Source organism: Micromonospora globispora (genome assembly GCF_003857015.1).
Classification (GTDB): domain Bacteria; phylum Actinomycetota; class Actinomycetes; order Mycobacteriales; family Micromonosporaceae; genus Micromonospora; species Micromonospora globispora.
Genome location: NZ_QGGF01000320.1, coordinates 1 through 18,325, shown reverse-complemented (window position 1 = coordinate 18,325; position 18,325 = coordinate 1). Strand labels below are relative to the sequence as shown.

17 protein-coding genes are annotated in these 18,325 nt (G+C 72.5%); 10 read left to right on the top strand and 7 right to left on the bottom strand.

Going from position 1 to position 18,325, the window contains the following annotated elements; translation table 11 throughout:
- Positions 1-18: 18 nt before the first annotated feature.
- Entirely contained in the window at positions 19-765 is a 747-nt protein-coding gene (locus DKL51_RS15845) for a helix-turn-helix transcriptional regulator (RefSeq protein WP_124812200.1), read from the bottom strand.
- Positions 766-785: 20 nt separating this feature from the next.
- Here DKL51_RS15845 and DKL51_RS15840 point away from each other — a divergent pair, with 20 nt between their 5' ends.
- Together DKL51_RS15840 and DKL51_RS15835 are read left to right on the top strand one after the other, a co-directional pair.
- Positions 786-1,589 carry a DUF2249 domain-containing protein gene (locus DKL51_RS15840; RefSeq protein ID WP_109948008.1) on the top strand — a complete coding sequence of 268 codons (804 nt, stop codon included), beginning with the start codon at positions 786-788 and terminating at the stop codon, positions 1,587-1,589.
- A 121-nt stretch (positions 1,590-1,710) separates the two neighbouring features.
- Positions 1,711-2,142, top strand: a complete 432-nt coding sequence (locus tag DKL51_RS15835) for a hemerythrin domain-containing protein (RefSeq protein ID WP_109965702.1) — start codon at positions 1,711-1,713, stop codon at positions 2,140-2,142.
- A gap of 61 nt (positions 2,143-2,203) precedes the next feature.
- Here DKL51_RS15835 and DKL51_RS15830 read toward each other — a convergent pair whose 3' ends face one another.
- The gene (locus DKL51_RS15830; RefSeq protein ID WP_109965703.1) at positions 2,204-2,671 is read right to left on the bottom strand and encodes a hypothetical protein; all 468 of its coding nucleotides are present in this window, start codon (positions 2,669-2,671) and stop codon (positions 2,204-2,206) included.
- Positions 2,672-2,765: 94 nt separating this feature from the next.
- On the bottom strand, positions 2,766-3,089 hold the full coding sequence (locus DKL51_RS15825) for a thiamine pyrophosphate-dependent enzyme (RefSeq protein ID WP_109965704.1): 324 nt from the start codon (positions 3,087-3,089) through the stop codon (positions 2,766-2,768).
- A 597-nt stretch (positions 3,090-3,686) separates the two neighbouring features.
- On the opposite strand from DKL51_RS15825, the gene DKL51_RS15815 reads away from it, so the two are divergent.
- Positions 3,687-4,901, top strand: coding sequence for an RNA-guided endonuclease TnpB family protein (locus DKL51_RS15815; protein WP_109948012.1), 1,215 nt, complete (start codon positions 3,687-3,689; stop codon positions 4,899-4,901).
- A gap of 257 nt (positions 4,902-5,158) precedes the next feature.
- Here the strand turns inward: DKL51_RS15815 and DKL51_RS15810 are convergent, their stop codons facing one another.
- A complete protein-coding gene (locus DKL51_RS15810; protein WP_109948022.1) occupies positions 5,159-6,349 on the bottom strand; it encodes a TIGR04053 family radical SAM/SPASM domain-containing protein in 1,191 nt (396 codons plus the stop codon).
- Between the two features lie 296 nt (positions 6,350-6,645).
- Here DKL51_RS15810 and DKL51_RS15805 point away from each other — a divergent pair, with 296 nt between their 5' ends.
- The 7 genes from DKL51_RS15805 (at position 6,646) to DKL51_RS15775 (ending at position 15,843) form a co-directional block, all read left to right on the top strand.
- Entirely contained in the window at positions 6,646-7,089 is a 444-nt protein-coding gene (locus DKL51_RS15805; protein WP_109948013.1) for a pyridoxamine 5'-phosphate oxidase family protein, read from the top strand.
- Positions 7,090-7,290: 201 nt separating this feature from the next.
- Positions 7,291-10,953, top strand: coding sequence for a nitrate reductase subunit alpha (locus tag DKL51_RS15800; protein ID WP_109948014.1), 3,663 nt, complete (start codon positions 7,291-7,293; stop codon positions 10,951-10,953).
- On the top strand, positions 10,953-12,650 hold the full coding sequence (gene narH, locus DKL51_RS15795; protein WP_109965705.1) for a nitrate reductase subunit beta: 1,698 nt from the start codon (positions 10,953-10,955) through the stop codon (positions 12,648-12,650). Before DKL51_RS15800 ends, narH begins: the two co-directional genes overlap by 1 nt.
- Positions 12,647-13,270, top strand: a complete 624-nt coding sequence (narJ, locus tag DKL51_RS15790) for a nitrate reductase molybdenum cofactor assembly chaperone (protein WP_109948016.1) — start codon at positions 12,647-12,649, stop codon at positions 13,268-13,270. Before narH ends, narJ begins: the two co-directional genes overlap by 4 nt.
- 55 nt (positions 13,271-13,325) lie before the next feature.
- The gene (narI, locus tag DKL51_RS15785; RefSeq protein WP_109966571.1) at positions 13,326-14,084 is read left to right on the top strand and encodes a respiratory nitrate reductase subunit gamma; all 759 of its coding nucleotides are present in this window, start codon (positions 13,326-13,328) and stop codon (positions 14,082-14,084) included.
- A gap of 173 nt (positions 14,085-14,257) precedes the next feature.
- On the top strand, positions 14,258-15,484 hold the full coding sequence (locus tag DKL51_RS15780; protein ID WP_109948018.1) for an MFS transporter: 1,227 nt from the start codon (positions 14,258-14,260) through the stop codon (positions 15,482-15,484).
- A gap of 116 nt (positions 15,485-15,600) precedes the next feature.
- Positions 15,601-15,843 carry a hypothetical protein gene (locus DKL51_RS15775; RefSeq protein WP_109948019.1) on the top strand — a complete coding sequence of 81 codons (243 nt, stop codon included), beginning with the start codon at positions 15,601-15,603 and terminating at the stop codon, positions 15,841-15,843.
- Positions 15,844-15,974: 131 nt separating this feature from the next.
- On the opposite strand, the gene DKL51_RS15770 is transcribed toward DKL51_RS15775, so the two are convergent.
- From DKL51_RS15770 to DKL51_RS15760, 3 genes are all read right to left on the bottom strand, one after another.
- Positions 15,975-16,703: a polysaccharide deacetylase family protein gene (locus tag DKL51_RS15770; protein ID WP_243420865.1), complete on the bottom strand. Its 729-nt coding sequence runs from the start codon at positions 16,701-16,703 to the stop codon at positions 15,975-15,977.
- The gene (locus DKL51_RS15765; RefSeq protein ID WP_109948023.1) at positions 16,700-17,893 is read right to left on the bottom strand and encodes an MGDG synthase family glycosyltransferase; all 1,194 of its coding nucleotides are present in this window, start codon (positions 17,891-17,893) and stop codon (positions 16,700-16,702) included. Before DKL51_RS15765 ends, DKL51_RS15770 begins: the two co-directional genes overlap by 4 nt.
- Positions 17,894-17,943: 50 nt before the next feature.
- Positions 17,944-18,325: flippase-like domain-containing protein (locus DKL51_RS15760; RefSeq protein ID WP_124812199.1), on the bottom strand; the 382-nt coding region annotated here is incomplete at its 5' end.

Here is an 18,325-nt window from a genome sequence, read left to right as displayed (position 1 = left end):
GTACCGGCCGGGGCCCGGTCATGCCGGGCCGTCCCCGGACGCCGCCGTCCGCGTCAGACCAAGTCGGACCACGCAGGCGGTGGGTGCCCCGAAGGGCTCCAGCACGGCGCTCGCGTCCGGCGCTCCCGCCTGTTCCAGCGCGCCGCGGATCACGCCGGCGTGCAGGCCGCACATCGCGTCCGGGTTGCGGCCGACCAGGTCGAGGAAGGGGCAGGTGTGCAGGTGCACCTCGGCGCCGCCGCCGGTTTCGGTCAGCCGGGGGGCGAACCCGAGCCCGTCGAGGACGTTCAGCACGGTGCGCACGGGACCGCCGTCCTGGTCGGCCGCCGCGGCGAGGTGCCGGCCCCAGTCCTGGCCGACCCGGCCGGCCGCCGCCCGGGTGTCCCCGTCGTCCTTGGCGAGGTGCTCGAGCAACGCGGCCGCCAGGGCGCGGTACGGCGCGGGGGCCGGCGCCGGGTCGTCGTGCCCGGTGGCCCGGTAGCGCCACGCGGGGCGGCCGGGCTGCCCGCCGCTGGCCCGCGCCTTCACCAGCAGACCCGCCTCGACCAGCCGGTCCAGGTGGGTGCGGGTGGTGGAGAGGTGCTGGCCGGTGCGCTCGGCCACCTCGGCGGCGGTCATGCCGCCCTCGGCGTCGCGGACGAGCTTCAGGATGGTCACCCGGCTGGCCGTTCCGAGCGCCCGGTGACGGGGCGTGTCGATCGTCTCGCCGGTAGGCCCTGTTCTCGCGGTTTCCACGGTGGTTAACGTTACAACGCCAAATGGCATCAAAACCCTGGGAGGGCTCCATGTCACAGTCGGATCCCGCCGCCGACCGCCGCGCCGCGCAGGCTGTCGTACGGCACCACGCCGAACTCGCCGCCACCCTCGACTCGCACACCGGCCGCCTCCTTGCGGCGGCCGACGCCGGCGACGAGGCCGAGGTGTTGCGACGCCGCGACGAACTGGCCCGCTGGCTGCACGACGAGTTGCTGCCGCACGCCCAGGCCGAGGAGGCGACGATGTACCCGGCGGCGGCGGCCCTCGACCGGGGCGCCCTGCTGGTGGACGGCATGCTGCGCGAGCACCGGGAGATCCTCGATCTGGTCGCGGAGCTGGAGATGGCGAACCGCCCGACGCGCGCCGCCGCGGCCGCCCGCGCCCTCGCCGCCCTCTTCGCCGTCCACCTCGACAAGGAGAACGGGCTGGTCGTGCCGCTGCTTGCCGACGCCGAGAAGGTGTCGCTGGCCGGGCTGCTGGAGGGCATGCACGACCTGATCGGCGCCGAGGAGAGCGCCGGGACCGGCGGGTGTGGCGGTTCCTGCGGCTGTGGCGGAGACGCCGCGCCGAGCGGCGGGGAGGCCGCGGTGCTCAGCATCGACCCGCGGCTGGACGTCCGGGACGTACCCCACGCGGAGCGGCACGCCCGGGTGCTGGCGGCCCTGGACGCGCTGCCGCCCGACGGCGCGCTGGTCCTGGTCGCCCCGCACGCTCCCCGCCCGCTGCTGGCCGAGATCGACCGGCGGTACGGCCCCGCCATGACCGCCGAATGGCTGCAGGACGGTCCGGACGTGTGGCAGATCCGGCTGCAGCGGGTCGCCGTCCGGGCCTGACGTCGCACCGGGCCGGGCGGCGTCCCGACCGCCCGGCCCGATGCCGCCGGGACCTGCGGCCCTACCGGGTGCCCCGATCTCGACAGCACGCTGGACCTGGTGTCAAACCTGGGGAGATGAGATGTGCAACTACTGCGGCTGCCGGGACTTTCCGCTGATCGGCCGCCTCTCGACCGAGCACGAGGAGATCGCCAACGCCGCCGGCCGGCTGCGCACCGCGATCACGCAGGGCCAGGGTGACCTGCTGACGCTGCTGGACGAGCTGGTCGACCTGCTGCTGCCGCACACCAGCACGGAGGAGACCGGCCTCTTCACGGAACTGCGCGACGAGGGAAGCCTCGCCGAAGCGGTGGAGAAGCTCTGCGCCGAACACGACGACATCCACGGGGTGCTCGGCGCGATCGACCGGGACGCGCCCGACTGGCCGGCGGTGCTCGCCGCGCTCGACCGGCTCCACCGGCACATCGACAACGAGGAGCACGGCCTCTTCCCCGCCGCCGTCATCGCGCTGCCGATCAGCGCCTGGGACCGGATCACGCCGACCACGGTGTAGGCGGGCCAGAAACACTGTGGGCGGTGGCCGCTGCCACCGCCCACCGTCTTTCCCGCCACGCTCACCCGAGGTGCAGGCCCATCGCGAGGAACGCCGCGCCGATCGCCACCACCAGTACGCCGAGCGCGGTGACCAGCGCGGTGATCTGCCACGCCTGGTACGCCCCGAGCAGCGCCCCACGCAGCGTCTGCCCCATGAACGCCGTCTCCCGCAGCCGCGCGAGCCGCTCGTCGGTGCGTCCGGCCGCCAAGCACTCGTCGGCGATCTCGGCGTAGGTCCGGCCGCCGGTGGCCTTGTCGACATGCTCGGCGATCAGGTCGGAGTAGGCCCTGGCCTGAGCCCCGGTGCGGACCGGCGTGCCGGCGTACCGGGCCAGGTCGCCGGGCAGCCCGGCGCCGGACGGGAAGGCGATCTTCTGACTGGTGAGCTCGTGGGTGATGCTCCGCCGGCCGATGAGTCCCTGCGCGATCATCACGGGTCCGGCGGCGAGGAGTGCCACTCCGATGGTGGTGAGCAGTAACGAGATCATGTCCTCAGGCTGCGCCGTCCGGATCGGCCGCAGCAGAGCAAGAGGTCCCGCTCCGACCCCGGGCGGAGGTCCCGCCCGTACGACTTCTGCGCGCTCACCAGTGGGTGTCGCCCGAGCCGTCGATCGGCACCTCGATCAGGTGCGGTCGGGGCCGGGCCAGGGCGTTCCGCAGCGCCCAGGTCACCTCGTCGGCCTGCTCCACGCGGTACCCGGTGACGCCGTAGCCACGGGCCAACGCGACGGCGTCGATGCCCGGCACCCGCAGGCCCGGGACCCCGGACACGCCGAGGAAGTCGCAGTAGTCCTCCAGCACGGCGTACCGGTCGTTGCGCAGCATGACGACGGTGACAGGAACCTCGTACCCGGCGGCCGTCCACAGTGCCGGCACGTGCGGATCGGCACCTGTTCGGTGTGTCATCGGTGATTCTCTGCCCTTTTCGGCGATGATCAGTCCGTGAGGTTGTCTGAGTGGGCGTGTCGTAACGGCGTGCACTACCAGACCGCTTGGTCGTGGGCCAAGAACGGGCAGATGGCTGTACCGGTGGTCAGGAGCGACACCGGACGGTACCTGGTCCTGGACCAAGTCGCCGAGACGGCAGGCCGGACGGTGGCCTGGTGGCGGGCGTCTTCGGCGGATCAGCGTGCTGACTTGGAGCGGCAGGCCGCCGGGTCGTGGCTGCGGCCACCGGGCGGGGGCTGACGGTGGCCGAGGTTGTCACCGAAGTCGGGACGGGGCTTGACGGCAGCTGGCCAAAGTTGGCGAGGCTGCTCCGTGACTCGCAGGTGGCCACCATCGTGGTAGAACGCCGAGATCGGCTAGCCCGCTTCGCTGTCGAGTACCTCACGTGTGCGCTCGCCGCTGCTGGCCGGAGGTGGTGATCGACGATGCCGACGGCGGCGACGACCTGGCAGAGGACATGCGGCAGCTGCTCACCTGGTTTCGCGTTCGCCTATACGGGCGCCACTCAGCCGCCCGTAGGGACAGGGCGGCGATGATTGCGGCCGAGGTGACCGGGTGAGCCGCGTCAAGCAGGGCTACCGGGTCGAGTTGGCGCCCACGGCTAAGCAGCGGTCCCGGCTCGCGCAGCACGCTGGGCTGTCCAGGGTGGTGGAGAACTTCTGCCTTGCGCTGGTCAAGGCGGCCCTCGACCAGCGAGAGGCGGAGCGTTCCTATGGTGTGCCGGACGAGTTGCTGACGCCCGTGCCGTGGTCGGCGCCTGCGTTGGAGAAAGCGTGGCGGGCTGCCCATTCCACCCTTTTCCCGTGGTTCGGCGCGGAAGGGCTGTCGTCGCGGGTGCCGAAGGAGGCCTGCCGGGTCCGGGCCGCAGGGTTGAAGAACTGGGCCGTCTCCCGCACGGGCGTCCGCCGCGGCCGGCGGGTCGGATTCCCGACGTGGCGCAAGCGTAAGCATGGATCGCGGTTCCGCTACGACGCCGACCGCGCTCACCCTACGGGCCCGGGGATGATCACGTTGCCCGGCGTCGGGCCGGTGCGCACCCGCGAGGACATGTCCTGGCTGACTGGCCGGCTCGCGTACGGTTGCGCCCGCATCATCGGCGCGACCGTGCGCGAGCAGGCAGGCCGCTGGTGGGTGTCCTTCCAAGTCGACATCGACCGGTCGGACATCGACCAGCGGCGTGCGGTTGCGGCCGACGCCCCGACCTGCGGTATCGATCTCGGGTTGACAACGTTCGCGGTTGTCGCCGACGACAGTGGCGTGGTGGAAGAAGTCCACCCGCCGCGCGCGTTGAAGGCAGCGCAGCGCAAACTGCGGCGGGCGAACAAGGCCCTGGCGCGCTGCCGGACGGGATCGAGCAACCGTGCCAAGGCTGCTCGCAAGCTCGCCGCCGTGCACCTTGCGGTCTCACATCGGCGGGCCGACTTCCTGCATCAGCTCACGACGCGGCTCGCGAGAACCAAGCGCGCCATCGCCGTCGAGTCCCTGAACGTGGCCGGAATGGTTCGAAACCGCAGGCTCGCCCGGGCGGTCTCCGATGCCGGGTTCGCAGAATTCATCCGCCAACTCGAGTACAAGGCCGGCTGGTACGGTTCGAAGGTTTGGGCCGCCGACCGCTGGTACCCGTCCAGCAAGATGTGCGGCGACTGCGGGGTGGTCAACGCTGAGCTGACGCTGTCGGACCGGGTGTGGACATGCCAGTGCGGCACACTCCACAACCGCGACCGCAACGCAGCCCGGAACCTGCTGGCCGCTATGCACTCCACCGCCTGAACGCGGAACCGTCGCCGGGCAGTTCCCCGGAGACATGAAACGCCTGTGGAGGACCTGTAAGCCCTCGGACTACCGGGGCACGGACCTGGGAAGCAGGAAGTGAATCCCAAGGATTCTCCGAACGGTTGCCGAACAGGGTGGTCAGTCAGTCCGTGCGCCCGGATGACGTCGAAGGCAGCCTGTCGTACGGAGATCATGCCCGAGACTCGCCCGGCGCCGGTGTCGCGGGGCAGGGCAGGAAGTCCCGGACCCGGCCGCTACGCCCCGGTCGGTGCGGCGCCGGCGAGGACGGCGGCGAGTTCCTCCCGGCGTCCGAACGAACCCGGCCGGTAGGCGCACGCCGGTTCCTCGGCGTACACGTCGCCGGTGGTCGCGAAGGCGCGGGCGCGCGAGCCGCCGCAGACGGCCCGGAACTCGCAGGCGCCGCAGCGGCCCTGCAGGCGATGCGGATCGCGCAGCCCGGTGAACAGCTCCGACGTGCGGTAGAGGTCGACCAGGGACCGGTCGCGGACGTTGCCCGCCGGCACCGGAAGGAACCCGCTGGGGTGGACGTCGCCCCGATGGGAGACGAAGACGAAGCCGTTGCCGGCGCTGACCCGCAGGGGTGGGCGGCGGGGCCGGCGGGGCCGGTCGGTCAGCGCCAGCTCGTCGAGCTCCTGCCGCAGCCGCCGGTACAGCGGGCCGAGCCCGAGGGCCCGGACGGGGTCCTCGCCGCGGGGGGCGAGCACCGCCCGTTGCAGGCAGACCCGGCGGAAGTGGTGCGCTTCGGTGGTCTTGACCGGGACGTTCTCGCCGAGGTCGTAGAGGGCGTTGAGCACATCCTCCGTCTCGGCGGCGTCGAGGGAGTGCAACGCCCGGCCCCGGCCGGTGGGCACCAGGAAGAAGACGCTCCACAGCATCGCTCCCCGGTCCCGCACCTGCGCCGCGATCCGGGGCAGGTCGAGCACGTTGTCCCGGGTCACCGTGGTGTTGATCTGAACCTTCAGCCCGGTCTCGACGGCTTCCCGCCAGGCGCGCACGGTCAGGTCGTACACCCCGGGCACGCCCCGGAAGCCGTCGTGCCCGGACGCCTCGGCGGCGTCCAGGCTCAACGAGACGGCGCGGGCGCCGGCCCGGTGCAGGCCGGCCAGCGCCGCCGCGGTGAGGGTCGGCGTGCCGGACGGGGAGACCGAGACCGGCAGGCCGAGTTCGGTGCCGCGCCGGACGAGGGTCTCCAGGTCCGGGCGCTGGAACGGGTCGCCGCCGGTGATCACGAACAGCGGCGCGGGCCGGCCGAACTCGGCTACCTGGGCCATCAGCCGGACCGCCTCGTCCGTGTCCAGCTCCCCCCGGTCGCGGTTCGGGCGCGCCGAGGCACGGCAGTGCAGGCAGGCCAACGGGCACGCCTGGGTCGCCTCCCAGATCACGATGAAGGGGCGTTCCGCCACGTCCCGTTTCGGGACGCGCACCCCGGCCGGGCCACGCCCCGGCATTCCCGTCGCCGCTTCCGCAGTCGTACGCACGCTCGTCACCCGCCCAAGCCTGGCCAGCTCATACCCCCGTACCTAGGGGCCGATGGCCCTCGGACGGCGGGACCTCCGGCCCGCGAGCCGGCCGGCGCCGGCCGGGGCGGCGGAGTCCGGGGCGGTCGAGGGCGGGACCTTCGGCCCTGCCCGATCCGGCGGCACCGGGGGCAGCTTGGGAGATCGGGTCTCGACGGCACGGCGTCGTCGAGCGATCCGGTGGACCCGGGAGGGAGACAAGCATGGACGACCGTCGGTTGCTGCGGGAACTTCCCCGCGACGAGGCGCTGCGGCTCCTGGCGGAGGCGCGCATGGGTCGTGTCGTCTTCACCCAGCGGGCGCTGCCGGCGATCCGGCCGGTCAACCACGCCTTCGTGGACGGGCATCTGATCATCCGCACCAACCTCGGCTCCGCCCTGGCCTCGGCCGTCGGCGGCCCCGGCTCCGTGGTCGCCTACGAGGCCGACGCGATCGACGCGGACACTCGCACCGGATGGAGTGTCGTCGTGACCGGTATGGCCAGACTTGTGCCGGACCCTGTCGAGAAGAGCCGTTACGAGGGACTGGTGGAGCCCTGGATCGACAACTCCGCCGACTGCGTGCTGCGGATCCACCCGGACATCGTCAACGGATACCGCTTGGTGGCCGCCGGCGAAACGATGCCCGCCGGACCCGTGGCGGCCTGACCCCGGCGACCGCCGCCGCGCCCGAACGGCTGCCCCTCAAAAGCGGACCCTCAGATTCCTGATCTCGGGACCTTTGGCCCGGTTGCCCGGCGCCCACCCTGGTGAGGATTGGCCCGGGCCCGCCACGGCTCCGGTTGCGCGCCACCGCGACCGGCATCGAGGTGGTCACCCAACAGGGCATCGATCAGAGGGATGAGGCGTATGTCACGAGCGACCGAAAGTGCCGGTCGAGCTCTGCTGGAGGTCGGCGGGCTCGTCCGCCGGGCGGAGGTGTCCCCCGACGGCCGGGCGCTCTACCAGATCGGCGGACGGGAGGCGGACGCCTTCTACCGCGACCGCTGGTCGTACGACAAGGTGGTCCGCTCGACCCACGGCGTGAACTGCACCGGCTCCTGCTCCTGGAAGGTGTACGTCCGGGACGGCATCATCACCTGGGAGCAGCAGCAGACCGACTATCCGAGCGTCGGACCGGACCGGCCCGAGTACGAGCCGCGCGGCTGCCCCCGGGGCGCCGCCTTCTCCTGGTACACCTACTCCCCCACCCGGGTGCGCTACCCGTACGCCCGTGGGGTGCTGGTGGAGATGTACCGGGAGGCGAAGCGCCGCCTCGGTGACCCGGTGGCCGCCTGGGCGGACATCCAGGCAGACCCGGAGCGGCGGCGCCGCTACCAGAAGGCGCGCGGCAAGGGCGGACTGGTGCGGATCACCTGGGACGAGGCCCAGGAGATGATCGCCGCCGCGCACGTGCACACCATCAAGGAGTACGGCCCCGACCGGGTCGCCGGCTTCTCCCCGATCCCGGCGATGTCGATGGTGTCGCACGCCGTCGGCGCGCGGTTCCTGTCGCTGCTCGGCGGCTCGATGCTGTCGTTCTACGACTGGTACGCCGACCTGCCGGTGGCCTCCCCGCAGGTCTTCGGCGACCAGACCGACGTACCCGAGTCCGGCGACTGGTGGGACGCCTCCTACTTCGTCATGTGGGGCTCCAACGTCCCGGTGACCCGTACGCCGGACGCGCACTGGATGGCCGAGGCGCGCTACCGCGGCCAGAAGGTGGTGGTGGTCAGCCCCGACTACGCCGACAACGTCAAGTTCGCCGACGAGTGGATGCCGGCGCAGCCCGGCACCGACGGAGCCCTCGCCATGGCGATGGGACACGTCATCCTCAAGGAGTTCTTCGTCGACCGGCGCACGCCGCACTTCGTCGACTACGTCCGGCGCTTCACCGACCTGCCGTTCCTGGTGACCCTTGAGCCGGGCGCGGACGGCGGCTACCGGCCGGGCAAGTTCCTCACCGCCGCCGACCTCGGCGAGTCGGGCAAGGAGGCCGCGTTCAAGACGGTTTTGTGGGACTCGGCGACCGACGCGCCCGCGGTGCCGCGGGGCAGCCTCGGGCACCGCTGGGGTGAGCAGCCGGGCCAGTGGAACCTCGACCTCGGCGACCTGGAGCCGGCGCTGACCTGCCTCGGCGGCGCGGCGGTCGAGGTGGAACTGCCCCGCTTCGACACCGACACCCCGCAGGTGCTGCGGCGCGGCGTGCCGACCCGGACGGTCAACGGCCAGTTGGTGACCAGCGTGTTCGACCTGCTGTTGGCGCAGTACGGGGTGGCCCGCGACGGGCTGCCCGGACAGTGGCCGGCCGGCTACGACGACGTCGAGGTGCCGTACACGCCGGCGTGGCAGGAGCCGATCACCGGCGTACCGGCCGCGCAGGTGGCCCGGGTGGCGCGGGAGTTCGCGGACAACGCGGAGCGCTCCGGCGGCCGGTCGATGATCCTGCTCGGCGCGGGCACCAACCACTGGTTCCACTCCGACGCCACGTACCGGGCCATCCTGGCGCTGGTGACCCTCACCGGCTGCCAGGGCGTCAACGGCGGCGGCTGGGCGCACTACGTCGGCCAGGAGAAGTGCCGGCCGGTGACCGGCTGGCAGCAGCTCGCGTTCGGGCTGGACTGGGTCCGCCCGCCGCGGCAGATGATCGGCACCGCCTTCTGGTACGTCCACACCGACCAGTGGCGCTACGACACGTACTCCGCCGACGTGGTGGCCTCGCCGACCGGCACGGGCGCCTTCGCGGGCAAGCACACCATGGACCTGCTGGCGCAGTCCGCCCGCTCGGGGTGGATGCCGTCGATGCCGACGTTCGACCGCAGTCCGCTCGACCTGGCCGACGAGGCCCTCGCGGCGGCGCCGGACGACCCGGGCGGGTGGGTCGCCGACCAGCTCGGGCAGGGGCGGGTGCGGTTCGCCTGCACCGACCCGGACGCGCCGGAGAACTGGCCGCGGGTGCTGACCGTGTGGCGGGCGAACCTGCTCGGCTCGTCGGCCAAGGGCAACGAGTACTTCCTGCGCCACCTGCTCGGCACCGACGCCAACCTGCGCGCCGCCGAGGCCCCGGAGGAGCTGCGGCCGAAGGAGGTGACCTGGCGGGACGAGGCGCCCGAGGGCAAGCTCGACCTGCTGCTGAGCCTCGACTTCCGGATGACCTCCACGACGCTCTTCTCCGACATCGTGCTGCCGGCCGCCACCTGGTACGAGAAGCACGACCTGAGCAGCACCGACATGCACCCGTTCGTGCACGCGTTCACCCCGGCGATCAACCCGCCGTGGCAGACCCGGACGGATTTCCAGGCGTTCCACGGCATCGCCAAGGCGTTCTCCGCCCTGGCGGGGCCTCACCTCGGCGTCCGCAGGGACCTGGTCGCGGCGCCGCTGCTGCACGACACGCCGGACGCGATGGCCACCCCGCACGGCCGGGTCCGCGACTGGGCGGCCGAGGGTGAGACCCCGGTGCCGGGGCGGACCATGCCGAAGCTGGTGGTGGTCGAGCGAGACTACGGCGCGGTGGCCGACAAGATGGCCGCCCTCGGGCCGCTGATGGACTCCCTCGGCACCACCGGCAAGGGCGTGGCGGTCGACGTCCGCCCCGAGGTCGAGTACCTGCGCCGCAAGAACGGCGAGGTGCGCGGCGGGGCGGCCGACGGGCGGCCGTCGCTGGCCACCGACGTGCACGCCTGCGAGGCGATCCTGGCGCTGTCGGGCACCACCAACGGCCGGGTCGCCACCGCCGGCTTCCACGACGTGGAGAAGCGCACCGGGGTACGGCTGGCCGACCTGGCCGCCGAGCACGAGGGCAAGCAGATCACCTTCGCCGACACGCAGTCCCGGCCGGTGCCGGTGATCACGAGTCCGGAGTGGTCCGGCAGCGAGCACGGCGGCCGGCGGTACTCGCCGTTCACCATCAACACCGAGCGGCTCAAGCCGTGGCACACCCTCACCGGTCGGCAGCACTTCTTCCTCGACCACGACTGGATGCACGAGGCCGGCGAGGCGATGCCGATCTTCCGGCCGCCGCTGGACATGCACAAGCTCTTCGGCGAACCGCGGCTCGGCCGCAACGGCGAGCTGGAGATCACCGTCCGGTACCTCACCCCGCACTCGAAGTGGTCGATCCACTCCGAGTACCAGGACAACCTCATCATGCTGACGCTGTCCCGGGGCGGGCCGACGATGTGGATGAGCGAGGCGGACGCGGCGAAGATCGGCGTTCGGGACAACGAGTGGATCGAGGCGGTCAACCGCAACGGCGTGGTGGTCTGCCGGGCCGTGGTGACGCACAAGATGCCCGAGGGCACGGTGTACATGTACCACGCCCAGGAGCGGGTGATCGACGTGCCGAAGGCCGAGGTCAACGGCCGCCGCGGCGGCATCCACAACTCGCTGACCCGGCTGCTGGTCAAGCCCACCCACTTGATCGGCGGGTACGCGCAGTTGTCGTTCGCGTTCAACTACCTCGGTCCCACCGGCAACCAGCGCGACGAGGTCACCGTGATCCGGCGCCGTTCCCAGGAGGTGCAGTACTGATGCGGGTCATGGCACAGATGGCGATGGTGATGAACCTCGACAAGTGCATCGGCTGCCACACCTGCTCGGTGACCTGCAAGCAGGCGTGGACCAACCGGTCCGGCGTCGAGTACGTCTGGTTCAACAACGTGGAGACCCGGCCCGGGCAGGGTTACCCGCGCACGTACGAGAACCAGGAGCGCTGGCAGGGCGGCTGGGTGCGGACCCGCTCCGGCAAGCTGAAGCCCCGCTCGGGCGGGCGGTTGAAGAAGATGTTCAGCATCTTCGCCAATCCGAAGCTGCCGTCCATGCAGGACTACTACGAGCCCTGGACGTACGACTACGAACACCTGCTCACCGCCCCGGCCGGTGACGACATTCCGGTGGCCCGGCCGAAGTCCCTGCTCACCGGCAAGGACACGAAGATCACCTGGAGCGCCAACTGGGACGACTCCCTGGCGGGCGGCAACGAGATCGCCGCCGGCGACCCGGTGCTGGCGAAGGTCTCCGACCAGGTGAAGCAGGAGTTCGAGAAGACCTTCATGTTCTTCCTGCCGCGGATCTGCGAGCACTGCCTCAACCCGTCCTGCGCGGCGTCCTGCCCGTCGGGGGCGATCTACAAGCGGGCCGAGGACGGCATCGTCCTGGTCGACCAGGACCGCTGCCGCGGCTGGCGGATGTGCGTGACCGGCTGCCCGTACAAGAAGGTGTACTTCAACCACCGCACCGGCAAGGCGGAGAAGTGCACCTTCTGCTTCCCCCGCATCGAGATCGGGCAGCCGACGATCTGCTCGGAGACCTGCGTCGGCCGGCTGCGCTACCTCGGCCTGATGCTCTACGACGCCGACAAGGTGGCGGAGGCCGCCGCGATCGAGAACGAGGACGATCTGTACCACGCGCAGCGCTCGGTCTTCCTCGACCCGCACGACCCCGCGGTGATCGCCGCCGCCCGCGAGGCGGGCATCGCCGACGACTGGATCGACGCGGCCCAGCGCTCGCCGATCTGGGACCTGATCATGAAGTACGAGGTGGCGCTCCCGCTGCACCCGGAGTACCGGACCATGCCGATGGTCTGGTACATCCCGCCGCTGTCGCCGGTGGTGGACGTGCTCCGCGAGACCGGCCACGACGGTGAGGAGGCCGGCAACCTCTTCGGCGCCATCGACGCGCTGCGGATCCCGGTGGAGTACCTCGCCGAACTGTTCACCGCAGGGGACCCGGAGCCGGTGCGCGGCGTGCTGAACCGGCTCGCCGCCATGCGCTCCTACCAGCGCCGGATCAACCTCGGCGAGAAGCCGGACGAGTCGATCGCGTCCGCGGTCGGCATGACCGGGGACGAGATGGACGAGATGTACCGGCTGCTGGCCATCGCCAAGTACGAGCGGCGCTACGTCATCCCTGCCGCGCACGCCGAGGACGCGCACCGGCTGGAGAAGATCGCCACCGAGTGCAGCCTCGACTACGAGGGCGGCCCGGGCATGGGCGGCGGCGGCCCGTACGGGCAGGGACCGTTCGGCGAGTCCTCCGGCACGCCGGTGCCGGTGCAGGTGGAGACCTTCCACATGCTGCGCAACCGGCAGACCGCGGACAACTTCACCGACGCCGGTGACGAACCCCGCCGGGTGAACCTCCTGAACTGGGACGGCAAGGGCACGCCGCCCGGGCTGTTCCCGCCCCGACCCGAGGAGACCGAGCACGTGGAGGGGACGGACCGATGAGCGAGCCGACCTGGCGGGCGGTGGCGGCGCGGGCCGCGTCGCTGCTGCTGCGCTACCCCGACGAGGAGATCCTCGCCGCCCTGCCGCTGCTGGGCGACGCCCTCGACGAGCTGCCGGCCCCGGTCGCCGACCCGCTGCGGCTGGTCGTCGCGCACCGGGCCGCCGGCGATCCCCGCACGCTCGCCAGCGAGTACGTCGAGCTGTTCGACTTCCGTCGCCGCTGCTGCCTGCACCTGACCTACTACACCTGCGGGGACACCCGTAAGCGCGGCGAGGCGCTGGTCGGCTTCACCGCGGCGTACAAGGCGGCGGGCCTGGAGGTGGTCGGCGGCGAGCTGGCCGACTTCCTGCCCGCGGTGCTCGACCTGGCCGCCGTCGACGACGGCGGGTGGCGGCTGCTCCGCGACAACCGGGTCGGCCTCGACCTGCTGGTCGAGGCGCTGGGCCGGGAGAAGTCGGTCTACCGGCACGCGGTGGCGGCGGTGCGCGAGATGCTGCCGCCGGCCGGGCCGGCGGAGCTGGCCGCCGCCGCGCGGCTGGCCCGTACCGGCCCACCGGTCGAACAGGTGGGCCTGGAACCGTTCGGACTGGTGGACACGACCACGGGAGGTCGGCGGTGAGCGCGAGGAATGCAGCGGAGCGGAGTCCCGCAGTCGCGAACGAAAGGCTTGTACCGTGAACGTGCTGCTCTGGGTGGTGTACCCGTATCTCGCGATGGCGATCCTGGTCGGCGGGCTGATCTGGCGCTACCGCTACGACAAGTTCGGCTGGACGACCCGCTCGTCCCAGCTCTACGAGAGCGCCGTGCTGCGCTGGGGCAGCCCGCTGTTCCATTTCGGGGTGCTGATGGTCCTGGTCGGACACGTCGGCGGGCTCGTGATCCCCAAGTCGTGGACCGAGGCGGTCGGCGTCACCGAGCACACCTACCATCTGATGGCGGTCTTCATCGGCACCGTCGCCGGGCTCTGCACGCTGATCGGGCTGGGCATCCTGATCGCCCGCCGCCGGCTCACCGGCCCGGTCTTCGCGGCCACCACGCGCAACGACAAGGCGATGTACGTGGTGCTGGCCGGGGTGATCGTGCTCGGTCTGCTGGCCACCGTCCGGGCCAACGTGCTCGGCGACGGCTACGACTACCGGGAGACCGTCTCGCCCTGGTTCCGGTCGCTGTTCTACCTCAGCCCCGACCCGGACGTGATGGCGGAGGTACCGGTGGGCTTCCAGATCCACGTGCTCGCCGCGTTCGCGCTCTTCGCGTTCTGGCCGTTCACCCGGCTGGTGCACGCGTTCAGCGCCCCGGTCGGCTACCTCACCCGCCCCTACGTCGTCTACCGGAGCCGGGACGGCCGCGGCGGTGGGTTGCGGCCCACCCGTCCCGGCTGGGACGGGCCGCCCCGGCTGCCCGAACCGCAGCGCACCCGGTCGCGGCGCTGACCCGGGTGGCCCCGTGACCCCGTGGCCCGGTCAGGTCGCGGGTCACGGGGCGACCGGGACTTCCGGCCCTGTGTGGCAGCGAAGCGAGCGGGGAAGCTGATCACGAAAAGCGGTATTCCAAAGTCCCGATTGTCGACCGGGTGAGCCCGGGACGAACCTGCACGAGGTGACAGATGACCACCAGGAACCAGGCGGCCCCCTCCGCCACCGTCGGCGCCACCCCGGCGCCGACCCGGGGCGCGATGGTGAATCTCGCCGTCGCCACCCTCGGCTTCCTGCTCAACTTCTGGGCCTGGGCGCTGCTCGGGCCGCTCGGTCCCGGCATCAAGGAACGGCTCGGCCTGAGCTTCGCCGCCCAGTCCCTGCTGGTCGCGGTGCCGGTGGTGGTCGGCTCGCTGGGCCGGATCCCGGTCGGCGCGCTCACCGACCGGTACGGCGCCCGGGTGATGTTCCCGCTGGTCACCCTCGCCACCATCGTGCCGGTGCTGACCCTGACGGCGGTCTCCTCCTACCCCGCGCTGATCGTGACCGGGTTCTTCCTCGGCATCGGCGGCACCGCCTTCGCCGTCGGTGTCCCCCACGTCTCCGGCTGGTACCCGCCGGTCCGCCGCGGCTTCGCCCTCGGCGTGTTCGGCGTCGGCATGGGCGGTACGGCGATCGCCAACTTCACCACCGTGAAGCTCGCCGACGCGTACGGGCCGAAGACCCCGTTCCTGCTGGTGGCGGCGATCCTCGCCGGGTACGCGGTGCTCTCCTTCCTGGTGCTGCGCGACGCACCCGGTCGGCAGCGCCCCGCCGGGTCGGCCCTGGCCCGGCTGGCCGAGGTCGGGCGGCTCGGAGTGACCTGGCAGCTGTGCTTCCTCTACGCGGTGGGCTTCGGCGGGTTCGTCGCCTTCAGCGTCTACCTCCCCGCCTACCTGCGCACGGCGTACGGGTTGGAGCCGGTCGACGCGGCGATGCGAACCGCGGGCTTCGTGGTCCTCGCCGTGATCGCGCGGCCGATCGGCGGCTGGCTCTCCGATCGGCTGCACCCCGTCCCCGTGCTGGTCTGGTGCTTCTCGGGAGTGGCCGCGTTCGCGGTGGTGCAGGCGTTCGAGCCGGCGCTGATGCCGGTCGGCACGGTCACCTTCCTCGGCATGGCGGTGCTGCTCGGGGCGGCCAGCGGCGGCGTCTTCGCGCTGGTCGGCAAGGTCGCCCCCGCCGACAAGGTGGGCAGCGTGACCGGTCTGGTCGGCGCGGCCGGCGGCCTGGGCGGCTTCGTCCCGCCGCTGATCATGGGCTGGGTCTACGGCGTGCAGTCCTCGTACGCGATCGGCCTGATGCTCCTCTCCGACGTGGCCCTGGCCGCCGCCGTCTACACCGCGGTGAAGATGAGCGGCCTGGCCCGCCGGGAGGCCTGACCCGCTCCCCTGACCGGTCCGTCCGACTCATCCTCCACGGCGGACTGGTCAGGGGTCGGGGTGTCGGCGTCGCCCGCCCGGGGTAGCCGGGAGGCAGAACGTCGAAGGAGGAGACCATGACCGATCCCAGGTACGCCCCGCTCGGCCTCGCCGCCGCCGGGGAGCTCACCGTGGACACCGGAGAACGCGAGGGCGGCCCGGTGGTGGGCGCGGACGACGCCCGCGCCGACGCCGCCCGGGCCGGGGCGGACACCGACCTGACGGACGCCACCCGCGACTCGGACGGAACCCCGGTGGGCGACGCCGACGCCGACGCCGACGCGGACCGGGCCCGAGCGGCCGGCGAGCCGCTGCCCTGACGAGGACGGGGGCGGGCGTGGTGACGCGTGCCGCCCCCGTTGCTGGTGACTCCGCACGGCCGCCCGCTGGTGCAGCGACGTCGACAGGGCGTAGCAGAAGGTCGAGGTGAGCGCGGCCGCCACCGCGAGGGTCACTGCGCCCGGTCCCGGTGCTCGGCGAGCGTGCCCACCGTCCAACCCTGCCGCCGGCACTCGTCGACCAGCCGGGGCAGCGCGGCCAGCCCCGCACGCCAGGCGCCCGGCGTGCCGGTACAGGACGAGTCGTGCAAGAGGATGGTGCCGCCGCCGGTGAGGTCGGCGCGCACGGTGTCGAAGACCGATTGCGCGGTGGCCGACCCGGTCCAGTCGCGTCCCCAGCAGCTCCAGAGCACCGGCTCCAAATCGAGCCGACGCGCGGCCAGCAGGGCGGCGCCGGTCAGCACCCCGTACGGCGGGCGGAAGAACCGGGGCGTACGGCCGGTGACCGTCGTGATCAGCGCCCGGGCCCGGGCCAGGTCCCGCCCGGTGGCCACCGGCCCGCGCAGGAGCAGACTGTGATGCTCCCAGCCGTGCAGCGCCACCTCGTGACCCGCGGCCACGATCTCCCCGCCGAGCGCGGGTGCCCGCTCGAGCATCGCGCCCAGCACGAAGAAGGTGGCCCGGACCCGCTGCTCGGCGAGCACCTCCAGGACCCGCGGGGTCGACTCCGGGTCGGGGCCGTCGTCGAAGGTCAGCGCGACCCGGTCCACCGGACCCGCGCCGCAGAGCCCCGGGAAGAACCGCCGCCGCACCGGCGGCAGGGCGGTGAGCGCCGGCGCCAGGTGGAACGCAGAGAGCGCCAGGGCACCGGCCACCAGCCCGGCGCGTCGGGCGCAGATCACCGGCTGCCGGTCCCGGGGCCGCCGGACGACTGGAGCAGGGCGGCGACCACGGCCACCGCGTCACCGAGCGAATCCATCAGGGGCCGACGCCGCGTGTCGTCGGCTCCGGCGCTGACCGGTCCACTGGCCGCCTCGGCGACGAGACCCGCCGGATCGACCCGGGACGACCCGCCGGTACGGGCGGGGCGCGTCTCCCCGGTCGCCAGGTCGTCCAGCGCCGGCCGCAACTGCGCCGAGTCCGGGACCAAGCGGGTCAAGCCGGTCCGCGCGAGGATTGACGCGTTCGCCCGTCCGTGCCCAGGGATCGGCCGGTACGTCACCACCGGCACACCGCAGGCGAGCGCCTCCTGACAGGTCAGCCCGCCGGAGTTCTCCACCACCACGTCGACCGCCCGCATCAGCGTCGGCATGTCGTCCACCCAGCCGAACACGTGGTCGACGCTCCGCCGCAGCCGGTGGTACAACGCCTCGTTACGGCCGCAGACCACCACTGGGCGTACTCGGCCGGTGGCGCTCACCTCCGCCACGGTGGCTTCCACGTCCCCGGCGCCCCAGGCGCCGGCGACGATGAGGGCCAGCCGACCGTGCGGCGGAAGGCCGAAGCGCTGCCGGGCCTCCCGGCGGTTGACGGCCGAGGCGGCGGAGAAGGCGCGGGACACCAGCGGTTGCACCACCGTGACGTCGATGCCGTCGGCGGCGCCCGAGGGTCGCACCTCGGCGTGCCGCACCGTGCAGTAGACGTCCACCCCGGGCGACAGCCAGGTGGGATGGACTACGAAGTCGGTGACGTACGTGATCACCGGGACGACCAGCCGTCCCTGCCGGCGGAGCGGTCCGAGGAGCTGGTTCGCGAATGGATAGGTGGTCACCACCGCCCGGGCGTCCGGCGGTATCGCCCGACGCATCCGCCGCCGGACCGGACGCAGCAGCGCCCGGACCATCGACGCCGACAGTCGGGACCGGCTGGTGAGGGCGAACAGCGCCTCGTAGCCCCAGGGCAACCAACGCAGGATTCCCCGATACGCCTCCTTGAAGGCCCAGTGCACCGGCCGGGGCAGCACGTCGAGGAGGTTCAACCGGTCCACGACGAAGCCCCGGCCCCGCAGCCGGCGCGTCAGCTCGGCCGCCGCCGTGTCGTGACCGGCGCCGACGTCCGCGGAGACCACCACGATCCGGCCCGGGCACTCCATGCCGCGGCGCATACCCGGCGTCGACGGATCCACGCCGGCCCCGTTCCTCCTCAGACGGCGTGCCGGCGGACCAGCATCCGCAGCGCCACGTACCCGGGCAGCACCGGCAGCCAGAAGGTGGCCAGCCGGTAGACCAGCACCCCGGCGACCGCGGTCTCGGTGGGGATCCCGTAGAGCAGCAGTCCGGAGACCAGGGCCGCCTCGGTGGCCCCGAGCCCGCCCGGCGTCGGGGCGGCGGTGGACACTCCCTCCCCGACGACGCAGACCAGCACGATCGGCGCGATCAGGGACAGCTCGGCCGGCAGGCCGACGGCGAGCAGGGCGAGGTACAGGGCCGCGCCGTAGGCGAGGGTCAGCGCCACGCTGACCGCCAGCAGCCGGGTGATCCGGCCGCTGCGGGGCAGCGAGCGTAGGGCGTCCACCGCCTGGCGG

What these genes read in the sequence shown, in the direction of transcription:
- narJ (WP_109948016.1), top strand. Translation starts at nt 12,647, where the DNA reads ATGAGCGAGCCGACCTGGCGGGCGGTGGCGGCGCGGGCCGCGTCGCTG.
- DKL51_RS15830 (WP_109965703.1), bottom strand. Translation starts at nt 2,671, where the DNA reads ATGATCTCGTTACTGCTCACCACCATCGGAGTGGCACTCCTCGCCGCC.
- narH (WP_109965705.1), top strand. Translation starts at nt 10,953, where the DNA reads ATGCGGGTCATGGCACAGATGGCGATGGTGATGAACCTCGACAAGTGC.
- DKL51_RS15780 (WP_109948018.1), top strand. Translation starts at nt 14,258, where the DNA reads ATGACCACCAGGAACCAGGCGGCCCCCTCCGCCACCGTCGGCGCCACC.
- DKL51_RS15805 (WP_109948013.1), top strand. Translation starts at nt 6,646, where the DNA reads ATGGACGACCGTCGGTTGCTGCGGGAACTTCCCCGCGACGAGGCGCTG.
- DKL51_RS15840 (WP_109948008.1), top strand. Translation starts at nt 786, where the DNA reads ATGTCACAGTCGGATCCCGCCGCCGACCGCCGCGCCGCGCAGGCTGTC.
- DKL51_RS15765 (WP_109948023.1), bottom strand. Translation starts at nt 17,893, where the DNA reads ATGGAGTGCCCGGGCCGGATCGTGGTGGTCTCCGCGGACGTCGGCGCC.
- DKL51_RS15775 (WP_109948019.1), top strand. Translation starts at nt 15,601, where the DNA reads ATGACCGATCCCAGGTACGCCCCGCTCGGCCTCGCCGCCGCCGGGGAG.
- DKL51_RS15845 (WP_124812200.1), bottom strand. Translation starts at nt 765, where the DNA reads ATGCCATTTGGCGTTGTAACGTTAACCACCGTGGAAACCGCGAGAACA.
- DKL51_RS15825 (WP_109965704.1), bottom strand. Translation starts at nt 3,089, where the DNA reads ATGACACACCGAACAGGTGCCGATCCGCACGTGCCGGCACTGTGGACG.
- DKL51_RS15800 (WP_109948014.1), top strand. Translation starts at nt 7,291, where the DNA reads ATGTCACGAGCGACCGAAAGTGCCGGTCGAGCTCTGCTGGAGGTCGGC.
- DKL51_RS15835 (WP_109965702.1), top strand. Translation starts at nt 1,711, where the DNA reads ATGTGCAACTACTGCGGCTGCCGGGACTTTCCGCTGATCGGCCGCCTC.